Source organism: Kocuria palustris, assembly GCF_007666205.1.
Taxonomy (GTDB): Bacteria; Actinomycetota; Actinomycetes; order Actinomycetales; family Micrococcaceae; genus Kocuria; species Kocuria palustris_A.
The window spans coordinates 421,917-445,961 of record NZ_VDOR01000001.1; the positions used below are offsets into that span (position 1 = coordinate 421,917).

Annotated in this window: 20 protein-coding genes, 1 pseudogene and 1 riboswitch; of the genes and pseudogenes, 9 read left to right on the plus strand and 12 right to left on the minus strand. The window is 72.4% G+C overall.

The annotated features are described in order from the left end of the window. Window positions 1-25: 25 nt before the first annotated feature. The 3 genes from FSY66_RS01955 to FSY66_RS01965 all read right to left on the minus strand — a co-directional run bounded on the left by FSY66_RS01955 (window position 26) and on the right by FSY66_RS01965 (window position 2,743). Complete coding sequence (locus FSY66_RS01955; RefSeq protein WP_144790694.1) at window positions 26-1,054, minus strand: hypothetical protein; 1,029 nt, start codon at window positions 1,052-1,054, stop codon at window positions 26-28. A gap of 72 nt (window positions 1,055-1,126) precedes the next feature. After that, window positions 1,127-1,672, minus strand: coding sequence for an S-layer homology domain-containing protein (locus FSY66_RS01960; RefSeq protein WP_144790696.1), 546 nt, complete (start codon window positions 1,670-1,672; stop codon window positions 1,127-1,129). A 24-nt stretch (window positions 1,673-1,696) separates the two neighbouring features. Then, the gene (locus FSY66_RS01965; RefSeq protein WP_144790698.1) at window positions 1,697-2,743 is read right to left on the minus strand and encodes a hypothetical protein; all 1,047 of its coding nucleotides are present in this window, start codon (window positions 2,741-2,743) and stop codon (window positions 1,697-1,699) included. A gap of 154 nt (window positions 2,744-2,897) precedes the next feature. Further along, window positions 2,898-2,996: riboswitch (glycine riboswitch) on the plus strand. Between the two features lie 142 nt (window positions 2,997-3,138). Between FSY66_RS01965 and gcvP the strand changes: the two genes are divergently transcribed. The 4 genes from gcvP to FSY66_RS01985 all read left to right on the plus strand — a co-directional run bounded on the left by gcvP (window position 3,139) and on the right by FSY66_RS01985 (window position 9,267). Beyond that, window positions 3,139-6,210 carry an aminomethyl-transferring glycine dehydrogenase gene (gene gcvP, locus FSY66_RS01970; RefSeq protein WP_260853346.1) on the plus strand — a complete coding sequence of 1,024 codons (3,072 nt, stop codon included), beginning with the start codon at window positions 3,139-3,141 and terminating at the stop codon, window positions 6,208-6,210. Beyond that, on the plus strand, window positions 6,207-7,364 hold the full coding sequence (gene gcvT / locus FSY66_RS01975) for a glycine cleavage system aminomethyltransferase GcvT (protein WP_144790700.1): 1,158 nt from the start codon (window positions 6,207-6,209) through the stop codon (window positions 7,362-7,364). Before gcvP ends, gcvT begins: the two co-directional genes overlap by 4 nt. Before the next feature lie 85 nt (window positions 7,365-7,449). Continuing rightward, window positions 7,450-7,830 (plus strand): glycine cleavage system protein GcvH, encoded by a 381-nt coding sequence (gene gcvH / locus FSY66_RS01980; protein WP_186304349.1) that lies wholly within the window; start codon window positions 7,450-7,452, stop codon window positions 7,828-7,830. A gap of 6 nt (window positions 7,831-7,836) precedes the next feature. Then, window positions 7,837-9,267, plus strand: a complete 1,431-nt coding sequence (locus FSY66_RS01985; RefSeq protein ID WP_144790702.1) for an L-serine ammonia-lyase — start codon at window positions 7,837-7,839, stop codon at window positions 9,265-9,267. A 98-nt stretch (window positions 9,268-9,365) separates the two neighbouring features. On the opposite strand, the gene FSY66_RS01990 is transcribed toward FSY66_RS01985, so the two are convergent. Then, the gene (locus tag FSY66_RS01990) at window positions 9,366-9,896 is read right to left on the minus strand and encodes a CPBP family intramembrane glutamic endopeptidase (RefSeq protein ID WP_144790704.1); all 531 of its coding nucleotides are present in this window, start codon (window positions 9,894-9,896) and stop codon (window positions 9,366-9,368) included. 117 nt (window positions 9,897-10,013) lie between these two features. Then, a complete protein-coding gene (pdxR, locus tag FSY66_RS01995; protein WP_144790706.1) occupies window positions 10,014-11,639 on the minus strand; it encodes a MocR-like pyridoxine biosynthesis transcription factor PdxR in 1,626 nt (541 codons plus the stop codon). A gap of 87 nt (window positions 11,640-11,726) precedes the next feature. Between pdxR and pdxS the strand changes: the two genes are divergently transcribed. Together pdxS and pdxT are read left to right on the plus strand one after the other, a co-directional pair. Further along, window positions 11,727-12,653 carry a pyridoxal 5'-phosphate synthase lyase subunit PdxS gene (pdxS, locus tag FSY66_RS02000; RefSeq protein WP_396350866.1) on the plus strand — a complete coding sequence of 309 codons (927 nt, stop codon included), beginning with the start codon at window positions 11,727-11,729 and terminating at the stop codon, window positions 12,651-12,653. Beyond that, window positions 12,650-13,207, plus strand: a pseudogene (gene pdxT, locus FSY66_RS02005) (pyridoxal 5'-phosphate synthase glutaminase subunit PdxT); the annotation flags it as partial. The gene pdxS and the pseudogene pdxT, both read left to right, overlap by 4 nt. A 107-nt stretch (window positions 13,208-13,314) precedes the next feature. On the opposite strand, the gene ald reads toward pdxT, so the two are convergent. Together ald and FSY66_RS02015 are read right to left on the minus strand one after the other, a co-directional pair. After that, on the minus strand, window positions 13,315-14,406 hold the full coding sequence (ald, locus tag FSY66_RS02010; RefSeq protein WP_144790710.1) for an alanine dehydrogenase: 1,092 nt from the start codon (window positions 14,404-14,406) through the stop codon (window positions 13,315-13,317). 95 nt (window positions 14,407-14,501) lie between these two features. Beyond that, a complete protein-coding gene (locus FSY66_RS02015; protein WP_144790712.1) occupies window positions 14,502-14,984 on the minus strand; it encodes an SRPBCC domain-containing protein in 483 nt (160 codons plus the stop codon). A gap of 71 nt (window positions 14,985-15,055) precedes the next feature. Here FSY66_RS02015 and FSY66_RS02020 point away from each other — a divergent pair, with 71 nt between their 5' ends. From FSY66_RS02020 to FSY66_RS02030, 3 genes are all read left to right on the plus strand, one after another. Beyond that, a complete protein-coding gene (locus FSY66_RS02020; protein WP_222115493.1) occupies window positions 15,056-15,877 on the plus strand; it encodes a GNAT family N-acetyltransferase in 822 nt (273 codons plus the stop codon). A gap of 101 nt (window positions 15,878-15,978) precedes the next feature. After that, window positions 15,979-16,737, plus strand: coding sequence for a YoaK family protein (locus FSY66_RS02025; RefSeq protein WP_144790714.1), 759 nt, complete (start codon window positions 15,979-15,981; stop codon window positions 16,735-16,737). Beyond that, entirely contained in the window at window positions 16,734-17,456 is a 723-nt protein-coding gene (locus FSY66_RS02030) for a M50 family metallopeptidase (RefSeq protein WP_144790716.1), read from the plus strand. Before FSY66_RS02025 ends, FSY66_RS02030 begins: the two co-directional genes overlap by 4 nt. Window positions 17,457-18,227: 771 nt before the next feature. Here the strand turns inward: FSY66_RS02030 and FSY66_RS02035 are convergent. The 5 genes from FSY66_RS02035 to FSY66_RS02055 form a co-directional block, all read right to left on the minus strand. Beyond that, window positions 18,228-19,856 (minus strand): AbgT family transporter, encoded by a 1,629-nt coding sequence (locus FSY66_RS02035; protein WP_144790718.1) that lies wholly within the window; start codon window positions 19,854-19,856, stop codon window positions 18,228-18,230. A 7-nt stretch (window positions 19,857-19,863) separates the two neighbouring features. Further along, window positions 19,864-20,373, minus strand: a complete 510-nt coding sequence (locus tag FSY66_RS02040; protein WP_144790720.1) for a glutathione peroxidase — start codon at window positions 20,371-20,373, stop codon at window positions 19,864-19,866. 141 nt (window positions 20,374-20,514) lie between these two features. Next, window positions 20,515-21,168 (minus strand): LutC/YkgG family protein, encoded by a 654-nt coding sequence (locus FSY66_RS02045; RefSeq protein WP_144790722.1) that lies wholly within the window; start codon window positions 21,166-21,168, stop codon window positions 20,515-20,517. Further along, window positions 21,165-23,075 carry a LutB/LldF family L-lactate oxidation iron-sulfur protein gene (locus tag FSY66_RS02050; protein ID WP_144790724.1) on the minus strand — a complete coding sequence of 637 codons (1,911 nt, stop codon included), beginning with the start codon at window positions 23,073-23,075 and terminating at the stop codon, window positions 21,165-21,167. The genes FSY66_RS02045 and FSY66_RS02050 overlap by 4 nt, the downstream gene beginning before the upstream one ends. Next, entirely contained in the window at window positions 23,072-23,932 is an 861-nt protein-coding gene (locus FSY66_RS02055) for a (Fe-S)-binding protein (protein ID WP_144790726.1), read from the minus strand. Before FSY66_RS02055 ends, FSY66_RS02050 begins: the two co-directional genes overlap by 4 nt. Window positions 23,933-24,045: the final 113 nt, after the last annotated feature.

Below are 24,045 nucleotides of genomic sequence, written 5' to 3' on the forward strand. Positions count from 1 at the left end.
CTCCGGGAGCTGTCGAGGGGGCGGCTCAGGCCATGCCCAGGCCGCGGATCTGCTGGGCCAGCGCCTGGGACAGGATCACCAGGCCGTAGGCATTGAGGTGCGCGTGGTCGTGGGCGATCAGCGACTTCGGCGGCAGCCCGAGGGCCACGCGCTCCTGATCGACGTCGCTCTGCCCGATCCCCTTGTCGGCGATCTCGGGCAGCCGCCACATCTGCGGGTCGAGCAGATGCCGGGCGGTGTCGAAGAAGCGGGGCCCGTACTCCTCGGCGTACGCCCGGTTCAGCTGATCGATGGGCTCGCTCTTCTCGGTCCCGGGGCGGTTCATCCACGTCTTCCAGTGCCCCATGACGATGGTGCGCTCCGGCTCGACCGCTGCCGCCCGACGGGTGTCCTCGAGCACCTGCGACAGGTCCAGCACATTGTTCTTGCCCATCCACAGCACGTGCACGTCGCCGCGGTGGTGCTGCTCGAGCGCGGTCCGCCACGTCCCGTCCGATTCGGCGTGCAGGTCCACGGGCTCGCCGGGCTCCAGCCGCCGCAGCCGCACCAGGCGGTCGCTGCCCCAGATCCCCGACGCGGTCACCGGCAGCCCCGCGAGCGTGCCGGGGATCGGCTGGTTCGTGATGGGCACGCGCCCGTCGCGAGCGGTGAGGACGATCTCCCCGGAGGTCGGCAGGACGCCGTCGAAGCCCCGGAAGCCCAGGTCCAGGTCGATCCCCGTCGCCTCCGAGCGCCTGATCAGCACCTCGGTGGAGTCCGCGCGGGACATCGCCCGGTTGATGCCGGTGGTCCCGAGCAGGCGGGCCACCTCCCGATGCAGATGCAGCGTGCGGAACCCGCGGGGCTCGTCGCCCAGGTAGGAGGCCGCCGACGACGACCCCCAGACGACGATGCGCCGCCCGTCCTGGGCTTCGGGGGCCGTCGCCGTGATCAGCGTGCTCGCCGCGGCGAGCGCACCGCCGGCGAGCAGCGCCCGGCGCGTGAGGGACCGGGTGCTCGGCCGGGCGGGGGAGTCGTCTCCCTTCGAGTGCGGGCAAGCGGGGTCTGACGTCACGTTCTGCTTTCCGGCGGCGGTCTGGGGCGGCATCGATTCTACGAGCCGTCGGACCGCCGTCGCCCGCCGGGATCAGCCGACCGCCAGGTCGAAGCGGCGCAGGAAGGCGGCCATGGCGTTGCGGGCGGTGGGGCTCAGGGGGCGGAAGGTGCGATCGGGCCAGCCGGTCGTGATCCCGACGCTGTGCGCCCAGCAGATCTCCTTGTAGAACTGCGTGCGGGGTGAGATGTCCCGGAACGGGGATCCCGCGGGAGCCGAGTACCCCGGGGAGCCGGCGGCGCGGTAGAACAGCGCGCACGAGGCGTCGCGGGTGATCGGGTGCAGCGCGCGGAACGCGCCGTTGCTCCAGCCGGTGAGCAGCCCGCGGTCCCGGGCCCAGCAGATCTCCCGGTAGAACTGCTGGTGGGGACGGATGTCCGCGAAGGGCGACGACGCCGGGGGCGCGAAGTCCGGCGAGCCCGCCATGCGGTGGAAGACCGCCGCCATGGCGTCGCGGTGGATGGGGCTGTAGGGGCGGAAGGTGCCGTCCGCCCAGCCGCGCAGATAGCCGAGGTCGGAGACCCAGCCGATCTCGGCGGCGAACGGCGACGTGGTCCTGACATCCCTGAAGATCGTCATGGGGAGTCCTTTCGAGGGGTCCGGTCAGTACCAGCCGAGAGCGCGCAGCTTCTCGGCGATGGCGGTCGCGACGATCAGGTAGCCGAAGCGGTTGAGGTGGAAGTTGTCGCCCTTGAGCTCGAGCGGTGCCATGCCCCATGACGCGCGCTGACGATCAGCTGCTGTCGAGCCGATGTTGTAGCGGCGCAGCTCGGGGTGCTGCCAGCGGCGGGGGTCCGTGATCACGGCGTTGATGTCCAGGTACTGAGCCCCGTAGTCGCGCGCATAGGCCCGGTTGACCGTGTCCACCTGGCCGTAGGCGGCGGTGCCGGGGGTGTCGAGGAAGTTCTTCCAGTGGCCCAGGACCAGGGTGGAGCCCGGTTCGACGTCGAAGGCGGCGCGGGTGTCGGCCAGGACGCGGTCGACGTCGGCGATGTTGTTCTTGCCCATCCACAGCAGATGCGTGCTGCCGCGGTGCCGCGCCTCCAGGTCGGTGACCCACCGGGAGCGCTCGGAGCCGCCCACGTGCACGGATGCGCCGGCGTTCGCGCGGCTGATCTGCACCTTGCGGTTCGTCCCCCCGACGTATCGGAGATCGAACGCGGCCCCGTCGATGGTGCCCGGATAGGTGCGTCCGGTGTTGGGCGCGCGGCGGTCGAGCGTGGGCAGGACGAGGCTGCCGGAGGCCGGGAGCATGCCGGCTGCGCCCATGTATCGGAAGTCCAGGCGCACGGCCGCCCTCTCGGAGCGGGCCAGCAGGATCTCCGGCGACTGCGCGGCGGGCGTGGCCTCGGACCGGGCGTTCGTCCCCAGCAGCTTCGCCAGCTCGGTGTCCAGGTGGACCACTCGGAAGCCGTCGGTGATGGCACTGGCATGGGAGGCCGCGGACGAGCTGCCCCACAGGACGATCGGACGTCCGGCGGCGGAGGCCGGTGCAGCGGCGCCGAGGGCGCCGGCGCTCAGGGCGGTCAGGGAGCCGGCTGCGAGCAGGCCGCGGCGGGACAGCTCGCGCGGGCCGCGAGCCGCGGGATCGGAGGAGGGGCGGGCCGGGCGAGGATCCGGGCAGGGTGAAGCCGCGCGGTGCTCAGTCATGGGAGGGAGCCTCGGGTGAGTGAGAGGGCGGTCGGTGCCGCGGCGCAGGGAGCGCCCGGTGAGATTGTGGCCGCCGGCGAGCACGTCGTGATCTTGGAGTCGCACTGTGACGCGGGGTACTCTCGCCTCGGAAGACGACGACAAGACACGCCTATGAGCGGTTCCGGGAGAGACCCCGCGGACACCGCCGCGCGGGCGCCGTAGGAGCAACCCTCCCCGGGAAACTCTCAGGCACCGGCACCGGAATCGCTCGGCACCTCTGGAAAGCGCGGAGCGGCTCGCGGGCCGCTCCGGCACCGACGGAGCAAACGGGTCAGCCCGTGGAAACTCTCAGGTCCCACGACAGAGCGGGGAGGAACCGACGGGGCGCGGCCCCTCAGACCAAGGAGTTCCCCATGAGCCCTTCCGCACCTGCAGAGAACGCCGTCAGCGCGTCGGGGGTCGGCTCCGACGCCCTCGCCTTCGTGGACCGCCACGTCGGCCCGCGCGGCGAGGAGATCGATCAGCTGCTGAGCACCGTGGGCGTGGGCTCGCTGGCGGAGCTCGTGGACCGGGCCGTCCCGGCCGCGATCCGGATGGACGGCGAGCTGGAGCTGCCCGAGGCGCTGAGCGAGGCCGAGGTCCTCACCGCGCTGCGCGGCATCGCGGATCAGAACACTCCCGGCCGCCCGATGATCGGCCAGGGCTTCTACCGCACCGACACCCCCGCGGTCATCCAGCGCAACCTGCTCGAGGACCCGGGCTGGTACACGGCCTACACCCCGTACCAGCCCGAGATCTCGCAGGGCCGCCTCGAGCTGCTGCTGACCTACCAGACGATGGTCCAGGACCTCACCGGTCTGGACATCGCCAACGCATCGCTGCTGGACGAGTCCTCCGCGGTCGTCGAGGCCGCGCTGCTGATGAAGCGCGCCAACCGCAAGGCCAAGGGCGGGGCGATCCTGGTCGACGCGGACCTCTTCCCGCAGTCGCTGGCCGTCATCCCGGGCCGCGCCCGCGCGGTCGGCATGGACCTCGAGATCCTCGACCTCTCGGGCGGCATCCCGCAGGAGCAGCTCGAGCGCGAGGGCGGCATCGCCGGCGTGATCCTCCAGCAGTCGGGCTCCTCCGGCCGGGTCCACGACTGGACGGACGTCATCGCCCAGGCCAAGGACGCCGGTGCCATGACGACCGTCGTGGCCGATCTGCTGGCGCTCACCCTCGTGACGTCCCCGGGCGAGATGGGCGCGGACATCTCCGTGGGCACCTCGCAGCGCTTCGGCGTCCCGCTGTTCGCCGGCGGCCCGCACGCCGCCTTCATGGCGGTGCGCTCCGAGCTGCAGCGCAGCCTGCCCGGGCGTCTGGTGGGCGTCTCCCACGACGACACCGGCCGCCCCGGCTACCGCCTGGCCCTGCAGACCCGCGAGCAGCACATCCGCCGCGAGAAGGCCACCTCCAACATCTGCACCGCCCAGGCCCTGCTGGCCGAGGTCGCCGCCTGCTACGCCGTCTACCACGGCCCGGACGGGCTGCGCCGCATCGCCCGCCGGGTGCACAGCCGCGCCCGCACGATCGCCGACGCCCTGAAGGGCGCAGGCATCGAACTGGTCTCCGACGAGGTCTTCGACACCGTCGTGGCCCACGTGCCCGGCCGCGCCGAGGAGATCCTCTCCGCCGCCGCGGAGAAGGACATCGACCTGCGCCGCGTGGACGACGACCACGTGGGCGTCTCGGCCGATGAGCGCACGTCCTCGCAGGACGTGCTGGACGTGCTGGCGGCCTTCGGCGTCGCGGCCGACGCCGTCGAGGAGGCCGATCCCACCGGTGCGCCGGCGCTGCCGGAGGGCCTGGTCCGCACGTCGCAGCTCCTGACCCACGAGGTCTTCAACACCCACCGCTCCGAGACCTCGATGATGCGCTGGCTGCGCTGCCTCTCGGACCGTGACCTGGCGCTGGACCGCACCATGATCCCGCTGGGCTCGTGCACCATGAAGCTCAACGCCGCGGTCGAGATGGCCTCGATCACCTGGCCCGAGTTCGCGGACGTCCACCCGTACTCGCCGGCGTGGCGCATGCAGGGCTGGCAGCACCTGGTGGAGGACCTCGAGTCCCGCCTGGCCGAGCTGACCGGCTACGCCAAGGTCTCGATCCAGCCGAACGCCGGCTCCCAGGGCGAGCTCGCCGGCCTGCTGGCGATCCGCCGCTGGCACATCTCCCGCGGGGACGAGGCCCGCGACCTGGTGCTGATCCCCGCCTCCGCCCACGGCACGAACGCCGCCTCGGCGGTGCTGGCGGGACTGCGGGTGCGCGTCGTCAAGACCGCCGCGGACGGGACCATCGATCACGACGACCTCGACAAGGCCCTGGCCGACAACGAGGGCGCCGTCGCCGGCATCATGATCACCTACCCGTCCACGCACGGCGTGTTCGAGGAGGACGTCCGAGAGGTCTGCGGCAAGATCCACGCCGCCGGCGGCCAGGTCTACCTGGACGGCGCGAACCTCAACGCCATGGTCGGGCTCGCCCAGCCGGGCCGGTTCGGCGGCGACGTCTCGCACCTGAACCTGCACAAGACCTTCTGCATCCCGCACGGCGGCGGCGGCCCGGGCGTCGGCCCGGTGGCCGTGGCCGAGCACCTGGTGCCGTTCCTGCCCGGCGACCCGCTCGAGGGGGATCCGGGTCGGCCTGCCGTGGGCGGTGCGGCGGACGGCGACCACGACGCCGACGAGCCCGTCGACGCCGCCGCGGACGGCCGCGGCCTGCCCGTGACCAGCACGCGCTGGGGCTCGACCGGCGTGCTGCCGATCTCGTGGGCGTACCTGGCGCTGATGGGCGGCGACGGCCTGACCCGGGCATCGGCCATCGCGCTGCTCAACGCCAACTACATCGCCCGCAGCCTGAACGAGTACTACCCGGTGCTCTACACCGGCGAGAACGGGCTGGTCGCCCACGAGTGCATCCTCGACCTGCGCAAGCTCACGGATGCCTCGGGGATCAAGGTCGCGGATGTCGCCAAGCGCCTGATCGACTACGGCTTCCACGCGCCCACCGAGTCCTTCCCGGTCAGCGGCACGTTCATGGTCGAGCCGACCGAGTCCGAGGACAAGGCCGAGCTGGATCGCTTCATCGCCGCCATGATCTCGATCCACGGCGAGATCCAGCAGGTCGTCGACGGCGAGGTCGCGGAGGCCGACTCCGTCGTGCGCCAGGCCCCGCACACGGCCGCGGCGCTCGTGTCGGACTCCTGGGACCGCGCGTACTCCCGGGAGACGGCCGCGTTCCCGCTGCCGAGCCAGCGGGTGGACAAGTACTTCCCGCCGATCGGGCGCATCGACGGCGCCTACGGCGACCGCAACCTCGTGTGCAGCTGCCCGCCGCCCGAGGCCTTCGAGAGCGTCGACGAGACCGAGCCGGATCCCGCCGCGCAGCCCGAGGCCGACAGCGAGACCAAGACCACGGTCGAGACCACCCAGGAGAGCGCCCGATGAGCACCGACGCCGCATCCCGCCCCACGGCTCTGGCCCCCGTCCACGAGCGCCTGGGCGCGTCCTTCACCGACTTCGGCGGCTGGTGGATGCCCCTGCGCTACGGCTCGGACCTGGCCGAGCACCGCGCCGTGCGCGAGGCGGCCGGCATCTTCGACCTCTCCCACATGGGCGAGCTGCTCGTCGAGGGCCCGGACGCCGCGGCGTTCCTGGACTACGCCCTCGTGGGTCGGCTGTCGGCCATCGAGATCGGCAAGGCCAAGTACTCGCTGCTGTGCAACGAGCAGGGCGGCGTGATCGACGACCTGATCACCTACCGGCTCGGAGAGGACTCCTACCTGGTGGTCCCGAACGCGGCCAACACCCCCGCGGCGCTGGCCGCGTTCCGCGAGCGCACGACCGCCGCCGACGGCACCGCCTTCGACGTCGGGATCACGGACCGCACCGAGGCCACCGCGCTGATCGCCGTGCAGGGCCCGGCCGCCGAGGCCGTGCTGCTCGACGCCGTCGAGGCGGACTCCGCGCAGGCCGTGAGGGACGTGAAGTACTACGCCATCACGGCCGTCGTCTTCACGACCCCGGAGGGGCCCCTGCCCGCGCGGCTGGCCCGCACCGGCTACACGGGCGAGGACGGCTTCGAGATCTACCTCGATGCCGAGGCGGACGCCTCCGCCCCCGAGCGGCTGTGGAGCGTGCTCGAGAAGGCCGGCGAGTCCCACGGCCTGATGCCGTGCGGGCTGGCCGCGCGCGACTCCCTGCGCCTGGAGGCCGGCATGCCGCTGCACGGCCACGAGCTCTCCCCGGAGATCAGCCCGTACCAGGCCAACCTGCCGATCGTCGCCCTCAAGTCCAAGGACTCCTTCGTGGGCCGCGAGGCCCTGGCGAGGATCAAGGAGGAGGGCCCCTCCTCCCGGCTCGTGGGCCTGGTCAACGACGGCAAGCGCGCCGCCCGGCCCGGCTACGCGGTGCTCAAGGACGGCGAGAAGGTCGGGGAGATCTCCTCCGGTGCCCCGAGCCCCACCCTGGGCCACGCGATCGCCCTGGCCTTCGTCTCGCCGGAGCTGACCGAGCCCGGCACCGAGCTCGACGTCGACCTGCGCGGCAGGCCCACGCCGTTCCGCGTCGTGCAGCTCCCCTTCTACAAGCGCGACAGCTGATCCTCCGCCGTCCCGCCGCACGACCCGCCCCGCCCGGGGCTGGACATCACCCCTCAGCAGGACCCCATCATGGAAGGACCAGGCAATGAGCGCTCTGGACAAGGTCAACAAGGACTACCGCTACTCGGCTGAGCACGAGTGGATCGACTCCTCGTCCCCGGCCAAGGTCGGTCTCTCGCAGATCGCCGTGGACGCCCTGGGCGAGGTCGTGTACGTCGACCTCCCGGAGGCCGGCGCCTCCGTCACCGCGGGCGAGGTCTGCGGCGAGGTCGAGTCGACCAAGTCGGTCTCCGAGCTGTACTCGCCCGTGACCGGCACCGTCGCCGAGATCAACGACGAGGTCGTGGACAACCCCGGCGTCCTCAACGAGGACCCCTACGGCGCCGCCTGGCTCTTCACCGTCGAGGTGGAGTCCGAGGGCGAGCTGCTCAGCCCCGAGGACTACGCCGCAGCACAGGAGGACTGAGCCCTTATGACCGTCAGCGTCTTCAATCTCTTCAGCATCGGTGTCGGCCCGTCGTCGTCCCACACCGTGGGCCCCATGCGCGCAGCCGCGGACTTCGTCGCCGATCTGGTGGACGAGGGGCTGCTGACGCGTCTGGATCATCTCAAGGTGGACCTGTACGGGTCGCTGTCCTCCACGGGCCGCGGGCACGGCACGTTCGACGCGGTGCTCATCGGCCTGGAGGGCCACCAGCCCGACAAGGTCCTGCCCGCCACCATGGACTCCCGCAAGGAGGCCCTGGCCGCCGGCCAGCCGCTGCGGGTGGCCGAGGCCATCGACGGGGTCGAGCAGCCGGTCGAGCTCGACTACCACGTCGAGGACATCGTCCAGCACCCGCTGACGCTGCTCCCGTACCACCCCAACGGCATGACGATGGCCGCCTACGACGCCGACGACAACGTGCTCGCCGAGCGCACGGCGTACTCCGTGGGAGGCGGATTCGTCGTCGTCGATCCGGTCGAGGGGGAGGATCCCCTGCCGGACGAGGGCGAGGTCGAGATCCCGTACCCGTACGAGGACGCCGAGGGGCTGCTCGCGCACTGCCTGACCCACGGCCTGTCGGTCGCGGAGCTCGCGATGGCCAACGAGTCGGCCCGGCGCTCGCCGGAGGAGGTCCGCGCAGGCCTGCTCGAGATCGCCCAGGTCATGGAGGACTCCAAGAACTCCAACCTGGAGCGGGAGGGCCCCCTGCCGGGCGGTCTCAAGGTCCGCCGCCGCGCGCCCGAGTGGTACGCGCGGCTCAAGGAGATCGACGAGGACTTCGATCCGCAGCACTGGGTCGAGTGGGTCAACCTCGTGGCGCTGACCGTCAACGAGGAGAACGCCTCCGGCGGTCGCATCGTCACCGCGCCCACGAACGGCGCGGCGGGCATCGTCCCGGCCGTGATGTTCTACGCCACGCACTACACTCCGGCCGCTCGCGGCCCGGAGCAGCGCTCGCGCGAGGACATCACGGTGGACTACCTCCTGGCCGCCAGCGCGGTCGGCTCGCTGATCAAGGAGCAGGCCTCGATCTCCGGCGCCGAGGTCGGCTGCCAGGGCGAGGTCGGCTCGGCCTCGTCGATGGCCGCGGCCGGACTGGCGCAGGTCCTGGGCGGCACCCCCGTCCAAGTGGAGAAGGCCGCCGAGATCGCCATGGAGCACCACCTGGGCCTGACCTGCGATCCGATCGCCGGGCTCGTCCAGGTGCCATGCATCGAGCGCAATGCGATCGCCGCGGCCACGGCCGTGAACGCGGCGCGGATGGCGCTGTTCGAGGAATCCGGCCCCGGCTTCGTGAGCCTGGACCAGGTCGTCGAGACCATGCGCTCGACGGGCGCGGACATGTCCGAGAAGTACAAGGAGACCGCCCGCGGCGGGCTCGCGGTCAACGTGGGCGTCAACATCGTGGAGTGCTGAGGCGCCCCTTCGACGGCGCCCTGGCCGGCGCACTGCGCACGAGGCGCGGATCCCCTGAGGGTCCGCGCCTCGTGTGCGTCCTGCCGCCGTGGGGCCGGTCAGCCCGTGATCAGGACCACGAGCACCACGGCGGTGACCAGGGCGTTGTTGATCGCATGCAGGATCAGCGGGGCCCACAGCGAGTCGAACCAGAGCCGGGTGAGTGTGAGCGCCGTGCCGAGCAGCGCGATGCAGAGGATCGCTGCGGGGTGCACGTGCACTGCCGCGAAGGCGATGACCACCAGGACGGCCGCTGCGGCCGTGGGCAGATGCGCGCGCAGTCCGTCGAGCAGCAGTCGCCGGAAGATCACCTCCTTGAAAGCCGGGAGGATGACCACGGCCGCCAGGACGATCGTCGCCGCGGACAGGGGGCCCAGCTCGAGTGCCTCCGATGCCGAGGACGACGCCGGCGGGGCCGGCGATCCGCCGCCGAGCAGCCCGAGCCCGACCGCACCGGCGGCCATGAGCAGGCTCGCCACCAGGCTCCACAGCAGATGCGGCAGCCGAGGTGTCGGGAAGGGCCTGCGATGGCCGTGGGCCCGGGGTGCGCGGGCCCCGGAGCCGATGCTCTGGGAGAGAGTCGTGGTCATGCTGCCGAGCGCAGGGGGCACTGGGGCGCGGCGTCGTCGTTCCTGCGGAGGATCCCCGCAGGATCGTCCCCGGAGAGGAGACCCCGCATCGCTCGGGAACCCGCAGACCGGGCCGGATCAGCTCCCGCCGGTCGGAGATCCGCCCGTCGGGGCATCGCAGGCGGCGACGAGCTGCGGCAGCACCCTCCGGAGCACCTGCTCGTCCGCTCGGGCGAAGCCCACCACGACGCCGTCCTCGCCCCCGTCGGCCTCCTCTCCGGCGGGCGCCCCGGCCCAGTAGGCGCTCCGCCGCCCCACGAGCAGCCCGGCCTCCCGGCAGCGCCGCGCCACGGCGTCCCCGGGGGCCGCGGTGGTGATCAGGGCGTCGACCCCGCCGTGCATGGGCGCCAGCCGCGCGTGCGCGCACTCGGCGAAGGCCTCGACCACCCGGTCGCGGCGCCGGGCGTAGACCGAGCGCATCCGCCGCGTGTGCCGGCGCAGATAGCCGGAGTCGAGCAGGTGGGCGATCGCGGTCTGGGTGAGTGCGGAGACCGGGACGCCGAGCTGGCGGCGCCGCTCGAGCACCTGCCCCAGCAGCGGTTCGGGCAGCACGAGGTAGCCGGTGGCCAGGGCGGGGCTCAGCAGGGCGGAGAAGGTGCCGAGCAGGGCCACGGACCCTCCCGTGCGGTCGAGCGCGGACAGCGCGGGCAGCGGGGCGCCGACGTAGCGCAGCTCGGAGTCGAAGTCGTCCTCGATGAGCAGGACGTCGTGGTCCTGCGCCCACTCGAGCAGATCCAGACGTCGCTGCAGGCCCAGCGAGCCGCCCAGGGGGTACTGGTGGCTGGGGGTGACGATCAGGGCGTCGGGGGCTTCTTCTGCCGCGGGCAGGAGGTCGATGCGCAGGCCGTCGTCGTCGACCGGACAGGGGACCCGCTCATGGCCCAGTGCCTCCACCGCCGCGCGCAGGGTCGGGTATCCGGGCGATTCGACCCCCACGCGCAGCCGCGCGCGACCGGTCCGGGCAGCCAGTGCGCCCAGCAGCAGGCTCAGGCCCTCGCGGGCGCCGGCCGTGATCGCGAGCCGATCGGGCTGCGCCGGCAGGGCGCGCATCAGGCGCAGATGCTCGGCCGAGGCGCGGCGCAGGGCCTCCTGCCCCGCCGGATCAGGGCGAACGGGCAGCGGCTGGGCGGCGGCATGGCGCCAGGCCGCCCGCCACGCGGCGCCCTCGAGGCGGCTCGTGTCGGGCTGCCCCGGGCGCAGATCGAGCAGGACCTCCCCGCCGTCCTCGCGCGCTTCGCCCACCTCCTCTTCCGCGACTGGCCGATTCCGCACCGCTTCTGCCGCGAGGGGCCGCTTCTTCACCGCTTCGTCGTCGAAACGGTGAAGATTCGGCCACTCGGAGGTTATGGGGTGAGGAATCGGCCGCTCGGCGAGTGGGGGTGCCGACGGCGCGCGGGCCGCACCGGGGTGCGGATCCGCCGTCGGCGGATGGATGCGCGCGAGGTCGGGGTGGACCACGGTCGGGCGGCCCTGAGCTGCCAGGAGGAACCCCTCCCCGGCGAGCTGATCGAATGCGGCCACGACCGTGCCGCGGGAGATCCCGTGGCGCATGGCCAGGAACCGCGAGGAGGGGAGGGGGTCCCCGGGGCGCAGCCGACCGTCGGAGATGCGGGTGCGCAGGGCGTCGGCGATCTGCACGGGCAGGGAGCGCTCGTCGGCGCGGTCCAGCGGCAGGGAGAGATCGATGCTCGAGCGCGCGGTCATGCGCACGATCCTGCCCGCCCGGCATCTACTGGTCCACTCGGAACGTGCGGAAGTGGATCTTGTGATGGACCAGTGGTGGGCGACAGCATGGCGGGCATGACTCAGAGCACCACCGCATCCACTTCCTCCACCGGTTCCCCCCTGGTCAAGCGCGGCCTGGCCGAGATGCTCAAGGGCGGCGTCATCATGGACGTCGTCACCCCGGAGCAGGCCCGCATCGCCGAGGACGCCGGGGCCGTCGCCGTCATGGCCCTCGAGCGCGTGCCGGCCGACATCCGCGCCCAGGGCGGCGTGGCCCGCATGTCCGATCCCGACCTGATCGACGGCATCGTGGAGACGGTCTCGATCCCGGTCATGGCCAAGGCCCGCATCGGCCACTTCGTGGAGGCCCAGGTCCTGCAAGCGCTGGGCGTGGACTACATCGACGAGTCCGAGGTGCTCAGCCCCGCCGACTACTCGCACCACATCGACAAGCACGGCTTCACCGTCCCGTTCGTCTGCGGGGCGACCAACCTGGGGGAGGCCCTGCGCCGCCTGGCCGAGGGCGCGGCGATGATCCGCTCCAAGGGCGAGGCCGGCACGGGCGACGTCTCCGAGGCCACCAAGCACATCCGGACGATCCGACGGCAGATCGCCGAGCTGCAGGCCGCCTTCCGGAGCAGCCCGGACGAGCTGTTCGTGGCGGCCAAGGAGCTGCAGGCGCCGTACGACATCGTCCGCGAGGTCGCCGAGACCGGGAAGCTGCCGGTCGTGCTGTTCACCGCCGGCGGCGTCTCCACCCCGGCCGACGCCGCGATGATGATGCAGCTCGGCGCCGACGGCGTCTTCGTGGGGTCCGGCATCTTCAAGTCCGGCAACCCCGCCGAGCGCGCCGCGGCGATCGTGAAGGCCACCGCCCAGTACGACGACCCCGCCGCGATCGCCGAGGCCTCCCGCGGGCTGGGCGAGGCCATGGTGGGGCTCAACGTGGCCGATCTGCCGGCTCCGCACCGCCTGGCCGAGCGCGGCTGGTGAGTCCGGCCCGCATCGGCGTCCTGGCCCTGCAGGGCGGGGTCGCGGAGCACGTCCGGATGATCGAGGGCCTGGGCGCCGCGGCCGTGCCGGTGCGCTCGACCGCTGCCCTGGAGCAGCCGCTCGATGCGATCGTGCTGCCCGGCGGCGAGTCCTCGACGATGGACCGCCTGCTGCGAAGGCTCGGGATGCGGGACCGTCTGGCGCGGCTGCTGGGGGACGGGCTGCCCGTGCTCGGAACGTGCGCCGGGCTGATCATGCTGGCCCGCGAGGTCGTGGATCCCGCCCCCGAGCAGACCGGCCTGTCCGTGCTGGACATCCGGGTGCGCCGCAATGCCTTCGGCCGGCAGGTGGATTCGACGGCCGAGACGGTACACACCGCGCTCGGGCCGGTGGCCGGGGCCTTCATCCGCGCTCCCGAGGTCCTCGAGGCGGGGGAGGGGGTCGAGGTGCTGGCCCGCCGCGGGACCGCCCCGGACGGCGACGGCCCGGTGGTCGCCGTCGGGACGCCCACGGCGCTGGGCCTGTCCTTCCACCCGGAGCTCACCGGCGACGACGCCTTCCACCGGGAGCTGCTGCGCCGGCTGGCATGGGGCGGACACGACGGGAGGGCCGAGCCGTCCGGCTCGGCCCTCCCGTCGTCCTGGGCTTCGGGGAGCCGGCCTCAGGCGGCGGGCAGGTCCGGGAACTCCGCGATGACGTCGGCGTTGCGCAGCTTCCCGTGCGAGGTGCTCAGCCCGTGCTCGAGCTCCCGGGAGTCCGCGCAGGCCTTCTTCCAGCCGTCGTCGGCCACCCGCAGCACGTACGGCAGCGTGGCATTGGTCAGGGCCGCCGTGGAGGTCGCCGGCACGGCGCCGGGCATGTTGGCGACGCAGTAGAAGACCGCGGGGCCGACCTCGAAGGTGGGGTCCTGGTGCGTGGTCGGGCGGGTGTCCTCGAAGCAGCCGCCCTGATCCACGGCGATGTCCACGAGCACGGCGCCCTTCTTCATCTTCAGCACCATCTCGTGGGTGACGACGTTGGGTGCCTTGCGTCCCGGGATCAGCACGGCGCCGACCACCAGATCCGAGTCGACCACGCAGTTCTCGACCTCGTACGGGGTCGACATGATCGTGCGCACGCGGCTGCCGTAGAGGTCGTCCATCCGACGCAGCGCGTCGATCGAGGTGTCCAGGACGGTCACGTCGGCGCCCATCCCCACGAGCTGGTGGACCGCGCTGCCGCCGGCCTGGCCCGCGCCGATCACGGTGGCCCGGGCGGGGCGCACGCCGGGCACTCCCGCCATCAGGATCCCCCGGCCGCCGTGCGAGGACAGCAGGGCATTGGCCCCGACCGTGGCGGCCATGCGCCCGGCGACCTCGGACATGGGCGCCAGCAGCGGGAGGGTGCGGCGCTCGGTCTGCACGGACTCGTAGGCCAGCGACGTGGTCCCCGACTCCAGCAGCGCCTGCGTCAGCTCCCTGCTGGCCGCCAGGTGCAGGTAGGTGAACAGGGTCAGGTCCTCGCGGAGGAAGCCGTACTCCTGCGGGATGGGCTCCTTGACCTTCAGCACGAGCTCGGCCGCCCAGGCCTGGTCGACCGGGACGATCGAGGCGCCGGCGGCGGCATACTCCTCGTCCGGGATGCGGGAGCCGAGGCCGGCGCCCTCCTGGACCCGGACCTCGTGGCCGTGGCCCACCAGCTGATGCACCCCGGCCGGGGTGAGGGCCACCCGGTCCTCCTGCGCCTTCGTCTCTGCGGGAACTCCGATGATCATGTGCTCTCCTGCGGTTCGGGCGCCGCCGGCCTCATTGCGCAGCGGCGCGGCGTGGCGCGCGGGTCCGCGCGCCTGAGCTCTCCGGCCCGTGCGGCTCAGCCCAGCGTCTCGGCCAGGTTGCGCAGCGTGGCCTCGATCCTATCCCTGTCCACCACGGGGAAGCCCTTGTCCTCCCGGGTCTGCTCCGAGGTCTGCGACCAGTCGCAGCAGCAGACCGCCACGGTGCTGTCATCGGGCGCGGAGGCCAGCGTCCACCCCCAGGTCCACCCCTGCGGGGCCTTCCCCTCGTCGGCCACGAGCCATTCGAGCCGGTGCTCGATGTCGTAGCGGGTCACGTGGTTCTCCGTGCGGTACCGGGTCGTGCCGTCGCTCCAGAGCATCTCCATGACGAAGACCTGCCCCACGCGCTCGATCCTCTCGGTCCCGGCCGCCGCGCGGATCATGTCCGAGCCGTCGATCTGCGCGTGGTGGCCGGGATCGCGCAGGAAGTCCCACACGGTCTCGATGGGAGCGGGGAGGGCAGCCTGCAGCGCGAGCCCGTCGTCGACCTCGAGGTCCGTGATCGTCAGTTCGCTCATGGGGCCATTGTGGTGCCGCGCCGCGGGCCGCTCAATGGACCGGCCGGCGGTTGCCGAGCATGATGAGCCCCATGAGCGATCTCCAGTGCCCCGTGGTCCTGCTGCTCTCCGAGGACCCCGGCGTCGAGCTCGCCGGCGAGCCGACGGGGCCGACGACGGAGCGGCTGGACCTCTCCGCAGCCGCCCCGGGCGACGACGACGCCCTGCTGGCCGAGCTCGAGGACACCCGGCGGGGCGAGACGGTGATCCTCGCGGCCCCGGCGCAGCGGCTGCGGGGGATCCTGGAGCGGCACGGCTGCGACATCGCGCTGCCGGCCCGGGTGGAGGCCGACTCGGACGGGTGGCGCCGGGTCGCCATGATCGCCGAGGGCAGCGGGTCCGCACCGGCGAGCGCCGCGCAGGGTGAGCCGGGGGCCCCCGAGCCGGCGGCTGCGAGCGTCGGCGCCCCGGGGGCGGAGCGGCACGTCGCACTGCCGCTGTCGCGGATGACCGGTCTGCAGATGCATGCGATCACCCTGCTGCGCGAGAGGGTCTTCGTGGTCGAGCAGGGGACCACGGAGGTCACGGAGATCGACGAGCTCGATGCTCTGGAGACCACGACCCACCACTGGCTCGAGCTCGGCGGACGCCCCGTGGCCGTCCTGCGCGTGCTGGGGCACGGGCCGTCGATCGCGATCGGCCGCGTGGCCACGGACGCCGGGCACCGCGGCCGAGGGCTGGCCGGCAGGCTCATGCGGATCGTCGTCGAGCAGCTCGGCGATGCGCAGCGCCCGGTCGTGCTGCTCGGGCAGTCCCATCTGGAGCAGTGGTACACCCGGTTCGGCTTCGTGCGCAGCGGCGATGACGTCCTGGAGGTCGGCATCCGGCACACCCCCATGCAGCTGCGCCGCTGACCCCTGGCCTGCCGCCGGGCCTGCGCCGACCTGGGGCTCGACAGGCGTGATGCTCCTCTCCGGACGGCCGGGGAGCCTCCCGGCATGCCTACCGTGAGGACATGCGCCGACTCTCCCGCTATGCCCAGCTGCTGTCCGGCCCCCGGCGCAGCCCGCTCTTCGATCGTCACCTCGCGTACCTGCTCGTGGTCATCGCGGGCGCGCTCAACTCCGTGGGCTTCGTGGCCGTCGGCCTCTACACCTCCCACATGACCGGGATGACCGCCTCCGCCGCGGATCACCTCATGGCAGGAGACGGGGGCCTGGTGATCGCGGCGGTCAGCGGCATCGCGTCGTTCGTCCTGGGGGCCATGGTCTGCACCGTGGTCTTCAGCTGGGGCCGACGCAGGCGGATGTCGTCGAGGTACGCCCTGGTCCTGGCCCTCGAAGGCATGCTGATGCTGATCATCGGACTGCTCGCGGGCCGGTTCGAGGGCCCCGAGACCGAGGTGGTGCTCGTGATCCCGCTGTGCTTCACCATGGGCCTGCAGAATGCCCTGATCACCCGGATCCGGGACTTCCCCGTGCGCACCACCCATGTGACGGGGATGATCACGGATCTCGCCGCGGAGCTCGGACGCCTGGTCTGCCGCGACGACGGACCCGACACCCGCGCCGACCGCGAGAAGCTGGGCGTCCTGAGCCTGCTCGTGGCGCTGTTCTTCCTCGGGGGCATCATCGGCACCCTGGGGTACTGGTGGCTCGGCTTCGGGGCGCTCGTGGTCGGGGCGGTGCTCATCCTCGCAGCCGCCCTGCCCCCGATCCTCCGCGACCTGCGACGCAGGCGCGTCCCAGCCGTCCGTGCCAGGGTCGGCGCATGACCGACCTGCTCGTGGCACGTCCCGCACCGCCGGCCGAGGACTGGGAGCTCGTGCTGTGCGCGCTGCTGGCACTGGCGCTGTGCGTGCCGCACCGCACGTGGCGCTGGTTCGGGCTCGTGGTCACGGCGGTGCACGAGCTCGGCCACGCCCTGGCCGGGCTGGTCGTCGGCCGCCGCGTCATGACGATCCGGATCGAGGCCGACCACTCAGGGGTGACCCACTCGTTCGGCACCGGTCCCACGGCCGTCTGGTCGACCTTCTGGGGGTACCCGTTCCCGGCGCTCGTCGGGGCCCTGTGGGCGGGCGCGGCGTGCGCCGGGCTCTGGCCCCTGGCCGCCGCCGTGAGCGCCGTCGTCCTGCTGGCCTCCCTGATCGTGATGCGGGGGCGGCTCTCCTGGGCGGTCACCGCGGGCGCGGCCGGAGCGCTCGCGGCCCTGGCCTGGGCCGACCTGGCCCTTGGCAGGTGGCTCATGCTCGCGGCGGGCGCCGCACTGTGGCTCGGATCCCTCAGGGCGTGGTGGCTGCTGGCCCGTCGTCACGTGGGCGGGCAGCTGAGCCGCCGCCCCCGGCGCGATCACCCGCTGGGACTGCCCTCCGACGCCGTGGCCCTGGCGCGTGCCACGCGGGTGCCCGCCGTCCTCTGGATCGCTGCCTTCCTCGCGGTCATCGTGCTGTGCGGGGCGGGGATCCTGCTCGCCTGGGCGCCGCCGACGGCCTGAGCCGGACCGCCCGGCCGGCTCGGGCCGAAGATTCCTCGGATTCTTCTGCGGAACCGCGTCACGATCCGCACCCTGCCCGGTCTACCCGTATGAGAGCTCGCAAGAGCTCTTGCACCACTGGTGCGGAGAGATGCAGGACCTCCCCGGTTCGTGGGAGGCCCCGCGGTCCTCGAGCAGCCGCCGATGGGCAGTCGCGGCTGCCGCGAGGACCGGGTGCTGCGGCGGGTGGTCCGCAGCGCCGACAGGAGCCCGGGCGGGCAGAGCCCGGGGCTCCTGGCCCCGGGATGCTCGGGTCGAGGAAGGGCAGAGCCTCCCCGAGCATCCCGGGCACCCAGCACGGAAGGCCGCTCCCTGGTCCAGGGGGCGGCCTTCCTCCGATCGGCGCGCTGCCGGATCCTCCCGAAGATTCCTGCGCGGACCGCGTCACGATCCGGCCCCTGCCCGGTCTCACCTCTGAGGGCTCGCAAGAGCCCTCCCGATCCTCGGCTCAGAAGCTCCCGCGGGCAGCGGGAGCGCCGAGGGCCCGAGCACCGCATGATGGGCAGTCACGGTGCTCGGTGCAGATCGGGTGCTGCGGCTGGTGGGCCGCGGCACGGGCAGCGCTCCGGCGGGCAGAGGCCGGTGCGCATTCCTCGGGGCGCTTCCGGGCAGCGGGTGGGCAGACCCGCCCGGAAGCGCCCCGTCCCTCTCTCCGGCTCCCGGATCGGGGTCGTCCCGCGTCGGCCTCCTCCCGGTGGCACGGTCTTCCCGCGCGGGCCGGGCGCGGGAGCCTCAGGCAGCCGGCGCCCCCGGGCCCAGCGGGATCCCGAGGCTCCACCAGAGCAGGAAGAACAGGAACCACACCACCAGGATCGAGACCGCGAACGGCAGCAGCAGCGACATCAGCGTCCCGATGCCGGCGCGCGGCAGCCGCTGCTGGATGACACCCAGCGTCAGCGCGAAGAACGCGTTGAGCGGGGTGATGATGTTGAACGCGGAGTCGCCGATGCGGTACAGCATCTGGGTGGTCTCCGGATTCACGCCGAGGTACATGAACATCGGCACGATCACCGGGGCCACGAGCGTGTAGAGAGCCGACCCGGAGGTCAGGAACAGGTTCAGGACCGCGACGATCAGCACGACGCTGAAGAACAGCAGCGGCAGCGGGAGCCCGGCCGCGTCGAGCAGGCTCGAGCCGCTGATCGCGATCACCGTCCCCATGTCCGTCCAGGTGAAGAAGGCGATGAACTGGGACGCCGCGGCCAGCAGGACCAGCAGCGCGGCGATGTCCCGGATGCCGCGGGCCATGAGCTCCGGGATGTCAGAGAACGATCGGATCGTCCCGGCGGGAATGCCGTAGGCCACGCCCGCGACCAGGAAGAGCAGCGCGATCGGCCCGGAGATGTCGGTGATCAGCACCGAGCTCAGCGCCCCCGTCTCCTCGACGCCGCGCAGCGGGGAGAAGGGCAGGAGCAGCGCCAGGAAGTACAGCACCACGTAGCCGGCCGTCGCGATGCCCGCCCACTTCAGGCCGCGGATCTCCCCGGGGCTGTAGACGCGCAGGTTCTCCTGGGTGATCTGCGGGCGGTCGTCGTCCTCGCCGTCGGCCTGCGCCGTGCCGTCGCGCTCGGCCTCGAGCTCCGCCTCGTGGATGCGGGCGGTCATCCGGGTCAGGACCCGCTCGGTCACGAAGGTGATGAGCACCGCGAGCACCACGGCCGAAGCGGCCGAGAAGTAGTAGTTGGCGATCGGGGAGACCTCGTACTCCGGATCCACCAGCTGGGCCGCCGACGTCGAGATCCCGCCCAGGAGGGGGTCGGTCAGGTTCACGACGAGCGACGCATTGAAGCCCGCCGAGGCGGACGCGAACGCGACGACCGCGCCCAGGACCGCCGAGCGCCCCGCGGCCTTGAAGGCCGCGGCCCCCAGCGGGATGAGCACCACGGTGATCGCGTCGGAGGCGATCGAGCCGGTCACCCCGGCCAGGGCCAGCACGAACGTGAGCCAGCGCGCCGGGACCTTGGCCACGGCCACGCGCAGCGCCGTGTTGATCAGCCCGGCGCCGTCGGCCACGGCCACGCCCAGCATGACCACGAGCACCACGCCCAGGGGCGGGAACTCGACGATGTTCGGCACCACCCCGGCGACGATCTGCCGCAGCCCCTCGGCGTTCATGAGGCTGGTGACCGCGACCGTCTCGCCGGTCACGGGATCGACCGCGCTGGCGCCCAGCCGGGCGAGCAGCTCGGAGAGCGGGATGATGAGCAGGGCCAGCAGCACGAAGAGCCAGAACGGGTGCGGCAGGCGGTTGCCGATCACCTCGATGACGCCCAGGACCCGGGCCAGCGGCCCGCCCTGGATCAGGGGGCCGCTGCCGGGGCCTCCGGGGGAGCGCCGCTGGGCGGCTGCGGAGGAGGACACGGCGGGATCAGGCCGTCCGGCCGTCGCCCTCGTCATCCCCCGACAGCAGCTGCTCGATGTCCTCGCGCAGCTGCTCCGGGGCGGTGCGGGGAGAGTAGCGCTCGACCACGCGGCCGTCGCCGTCGATGAGGAACTTGGCGAAGTTCCACTCGATCTCCGCGCCGTCCTCACCGGACTTCTGGGACTTGAGCCATGCCCACAGCGGGTGGGCGTCGAGCCCGTTGACGTCGACCTTCCGGTACAGCGGGAAGTCCACGGAGTGCTCGGTGCGGCAGAACTCCTGGATCTGCGCCTCGTCGCCGGGCTCCTGGGCGCCGAACTGGTTGCACGGGAAGCCGAGGACCGTGAAGCCGCGGTCCTTGAACTCGTCATGCAGCTTCTGCAGCCCGTCGTACTGCGGCGTCAGGCCGCATTCGCTGGCGGTGTTGACCACCAGGACGACCTGGCCCGCGAAGCGGTCGAAGACGTCCTGCGAACCGGCGATGGTGTCGGCGCTGAAATCGTGGAGCGTGGTCACGGGTCCTCCTCCGGGTCGGCCCCGGTGCGGGGCCTGACGACGTTCGGTCGCCCACCACAGTAGCGGGCGTGCCGAGGCCCCCTTCCCGGAGGCGGGGTTCGGACGCTTCCGGGAAGGGGCCCTCGGGCCGGCGCGGCGGGCTCAGCCGCGGTCGAGCAGGATCACGTCGAGACGACGGGGCCCATGGACGCCCTCCACGCGCTCGAGCTCGATGTCGGAGGTGGCCGACGGCCCCGAGATCATCGTCACCGGGGCCTCCGGATCGATCCGCTCGAAGGCCTCGGGGATCAGCTCCACGACCGAGTCCAGGGGCACGATGCACACGTGGTGGTCGGGGACCAGCGACAGCGCCCGCCTCCCCTCGCCGGGGGCGGAGTTGAGGAAGATGGTGCCCGTCTCGGCGCACGACACGGTCGAGGTGGTCACGACGGCCGCCACCTCGTCCAGCTCGCGCGGCGAGAGCGGCTGACCCGTGTCGGAGCTGTCGCGCACCGTGTGCAGCGACTCCGGCAGCCACCCGGCGTCCAGCCCCTCGGGCACGATCGTGGGCCCTTCCGCCAGCAGCTCGGCGAGGCGGTCGCGCAGGGAGGACATGTCCTCCCGGTGGACCGTGGCGCGATAGTCGACCAGCCGGTTCTCGAGCATGTCCACGATCTGCTCCGGCGACAGCTCCGAGCGGCGCCGGTAGCCCCGGGGGATCTGCGGGGCCTGCGGCTGATCCGCGATCGAGGCGCGGATCCTGGTCAGGATCGTGCTGCGGGCATCGGCGGCCTCGGCCCTCGGATCGGTGCTCATGCCTGCTCCTCCGTGTCGGTGCGTCCGGCGGCCTCGTCGATGCCGCCGATGGTCTGCTCGCTGAGGGCGCTGCCGATCATCCCGTCGACCACGGGGGACTCCGGCTGCACGAGACCGGCCCTTCGGGCGCGGACCTGCGGCGCGGTCGAGCCCCAGGCCGCTCCGTCCTCCGTCCGTCCGGCCAGCGAGGGGCCCTCGGGGGGTCGGGGCTCGGCGGACTCGAGCGAGCGCTCGCCCAGATCCGCGCTGCGGCGCTGCTCGGCCTCGCCGTCGTGCTCGCGCCACCAGTTGCGGAAGGACTGCTGGGGCACCACGGGGATGTCGCGCTGCTGGGTCCAGCCGCCGACGACGCCGGGCATCCACTTGAGCCCGCCCATCGGCTTCATCGCGGCGCGCCCGAGCGGGAGCGCCTTCTCGGCCAGGCGCATGCGGGTGCCCGAGGTCATGGCGAAACCCGCGGCCTTCATCAGCAGGTCCATCTGCGACGGCATCGCGCCCTGGAAGCGTCCGATCGCCGTGCGCAGCGCCGAGGGCCCGGAGTCGTCCGGGGCCTCCGGCATGCCGTGGGTCGTGCGGGCATCGGGCCGGTCGCCCTGATGGGCGAGCACCTGCTTGCGGTGCCGGCCGGACGTCTCGTGCTGGATGCGCTCGGCCTCGCTGCGCTCGCCGTGCTGCGTGCGCACGTCCTCGTCGCGCATGTGCACCAGGATCGACGGGATGTCGATCTTGACCGGGCAGACCTCGTAGCAGCGTCCGCACAGGGACGACGCGTAGGGCAGGGAGTCGTTCTCCGCGGCCGCGATGCCGGTGAGCTGCGGGGAGAGGATCGCGCCGATCGGGCCCGGGTAGACCGAGCCGTAGGCGTGGCCGCCGGCGTGCTCGTACACCGGGCAGGCGTTGAGGCAGGCCGAGCAGCGGATGCAGCGCAGGGCATCGCGGCCCTCGGGATCCGACAGCACCGCGGAGCGGCCGTTGTCCAGCAGGACCACGTGGAACTCCTGGGGGCCGTCGCCCTCGTGCACGCCCGTCCACATGGACGTGTAGGGGTTCATGCGCTCGCCGGTCGACGAGCGCGGCAGCAGCTGGGTGAAGACCTCCAGGTCGGAGAAGCGGGGCAGCAGCTTCTCCACGCCCATCACGGTGATCAGGGTCTCGGGCAGGGTCAGGCACATGCGGCCGTTGCCCTCGGACTCGACCACCGTGAGGGTGCCGGTCTCGGCGATGCCGAAGTTGGCCCCGGAGATCGCCACGGAGGTGTCCAGGAACTTCTCGCGCAGGAAGCGGCGGGAGGCCTCGGCCAGGACGGCCGGCTCGTTCGTGAGCTCGCGGGTCAGGCCCGGCATCCGGCGGGAGAAGATCTCGCGGATCTGGTCGCGGTTCTTGTGGATCGCCGGGACCAGGATGTGCGACGGCTTGTCCTCGCCGAGCTGCACGATCAGCTCGGCCAGGTCGGTCTCGATCGCGCGGATCCCCTCGGCGTCCAGGTGCTCGTTGAGACCCATCTCCTGGGTGGCCATCGACTTGACCTTGATGACCTCCTCGACCCCCTTGGCCCGCACCAGGTCGGTGACGATGCGGTTGGCCTCCTGGGCGTCGCGGGCCCAGTGCACGATCCCGCCGCGCGCGGTGACATTGGCCTCGAACTGCTCGAGCAGCTCGGGCATCCGCGCGGCGACCTCCTGCTTCACGGCGGCGCCGGCGTCGCGCAGCTCCTCCCAGTCGGGCAGCTCGCCGACGACGCGGTTGCGCTTGGTGCGGATGCTGTGGGTCGCGTGACCGATGTTGGCCCGCATCTGGTCGTCGCGCAGCTCCTCGCGGGCGTGGCGCGGGAACGGGGTCTCCTCGTAGAGGTTGCCGACTCCGTAGGCGGGGGGCATGGACGGCATGCCGAGCTGGACAGAGGTCATCGTGCGGCTCCTTCGGCGGTCTCGACGGCGGGGGCCGTGGTGCGGGGTTCGATGGACGCGGTCCCGCGGGGGATGGACAGCTCGGCGGTGTCCTCGATCTCGAGGGGGTTCTGCCGGGTCGAGGCCAGGATCTCCGCGAGGTGGATGGTGCGCACGGGCGACTTGCGGCGGGCGGCCGCCCCGTTCATGTGGAGCATGCAGGAGACGTCGCCGCCGGCGCATGCCTCGGTCTGCGTCTCCTCGATCCGCCGGAGCTTGGCCTCGGCCATGGCCCCGGAGACGTCGGGGTTCTTGAAGGAGAAGGTCCCGCCGAAGCCGCAGCACTCGTAGGCGTCGCCGAGCTCGACGAGCTCGAGATCCTCCACCGAGGACAGCAGCGCCTTGGGCCGGTCGCCCAGCCCCAGGATGCGGAGCCCGTGGCAGGAGGGGTGATAGGTGATCCGGTGCGGGAACCACGAGCCCAGCTGCGCGGCCGCGTCCGTCACCCCGAGCACGTCCGTGAGCAGCTCGCTGAGCTCGTAGGTGCGCCCGGCGACCTCCTCGGCGCGCCGGGCCAGGGCCTCGTCGCCGCCCTTGCGCGCGACCAGCGGCTGCTGGTGGCCCAGGGAGGCCACGCACGAGCCCGAGGGAGCGACAGCCACGTCGTAGTCGGCCTCCGTGAACGCCTCGACGTGATTGCGCACGATCGGCAGGGCGTCGTCGAAGTAGCCGCTGTTGACGTGCATCTGGGAGCAGCACCCCTGCCCCGGGGGGAAGACGACCTCGTGGCCGAGCCGCTCGAGCAGGCGGACGGTCGCCAGGGCGACCTTGGGATACATCGCATCGACGATGCAGGTGGCGAACAGTGCGATCCTCATGGGCCCTCCCGGACGTCCTCTTCCCGACGGGTCCGAAGATGTGATGGGCATCATGTACAGTCCCGTCAGGATCGTGTGGTCAGACCATACCTGAACGTGACTTCGGTCGCAGG

Coding starts and splice junctions, on each gene's coding strand:
- FSY66_RS01960 (WP_144790696.1), bottom strand. CDS start 1,672: ATGACGATCTTCAGGGATGTCAGGACCACGTCGCCGTTCGCCGCCGAG.
- FSY66_RS01965 (WP_144790698.1), bottom strand. CDS start 2,743: ATGACTGAGCACCGCGCGGCTTCACCCTGCCCGGATCCTCGCCCGGCC.
- gcvP (WP_260853346.1), top strand. CDS start 3,139: ATGAGCCCTTCCGCACCTGCAGAGAACGCCGTCAGCGCGTCGGGGGTC.
- gcvT (WP_144790700.1), top strand. CDS start 6,207: ATGAGCACCGACGCCGCATCCCGCCCCACGGCTCTGGCCCCCGTCCAC.
- gcvH (WP_186304349.1), top strand. CDS start 7,450: ATGAGCGCTCTGGACAAGGTCAACAAGGACTACCGCTACTCGGCTGAG.
- FSY66_RS01985 (WP_144790702.1), top strand. CDS start 7,837: ATGACCGTCAGCGTCTTCAATCTCTTCAGCATCGGTGTCGGCCCGTCG.
- FSY66_RS01990 (WP_144790704.1), bottom strand. CDS start 9,896: ATGACCACGACTCTCTCCCAGAGCATCGGCTCCGGGGCCCGCGCACCC.
- pdxR (WP_144790706.1), bottom strand. CDS start 11,639: ATGACCGCGCGCTCGAGCATCGATCTCTCCCTGCCGCTGGACCGCGCC.
- pdxS (WP_396350866.1), top strand. CDS start 11,727: ATGGCGGGCATGACTCAGAGCACCACCGCATCCACTTCCTCCACCGGT.
- ald (WP_144790710.1), bottom strand. CDS start 14,406: ATGATCATCGGAGTTCCCGCAGAGACGAAGGCGCAGGAGGACCGGGTG.
- FSY66_RS02015 (WP_144790712.1), bottom strand. CDS start 14,984: ATGAGCGAACTGACGATCACGGACCTCGAGGTCGACGACGGGCTCGCG.
- FSY66_RS02020 (WP_222115493.1), top strand. CDS start 15,056: ATGAGCGATCTCCAGTGCCCCGTGGTCCTGCTGCTCTCCGAGGACCCC.
- FSY66_RS02025 (WP_144790714.1), top strand. CDS start 15,979: ATGCGCCGACTCTCCCGCTATGCCCAGCTGCTGTCCGGCCCCCGGCGC.
- FSY66_RS02030 (WP_144790716.1), top strand. CDS start 16,734: ATGACCGACCTGCTCGTGGCACGTCCCGCACCGCCGGCCGAGGACTGG.
- FSY66_RS02045 (WP_144790722.1), bottom strand. CDS start 21,168: ATGAGCACCGATCCGAGGGCCGAGGCCGCCGATGCCCGCAGCACGATC.
- FSY66_RS02050 (WP_144790724.1), bottom strand. CDS start 23,075: ATGACCTCTGTCCAGCTCGGCATGCCGTCCATGCCCCCCGCCTACGGA.
- FSY66_RS02055 (WP_144790726.1), bottom strand. CDS start 23,932: ATGAGGATCGCACTGTTCGCCACCTGCATCGTCGATGCGATGTATCCC.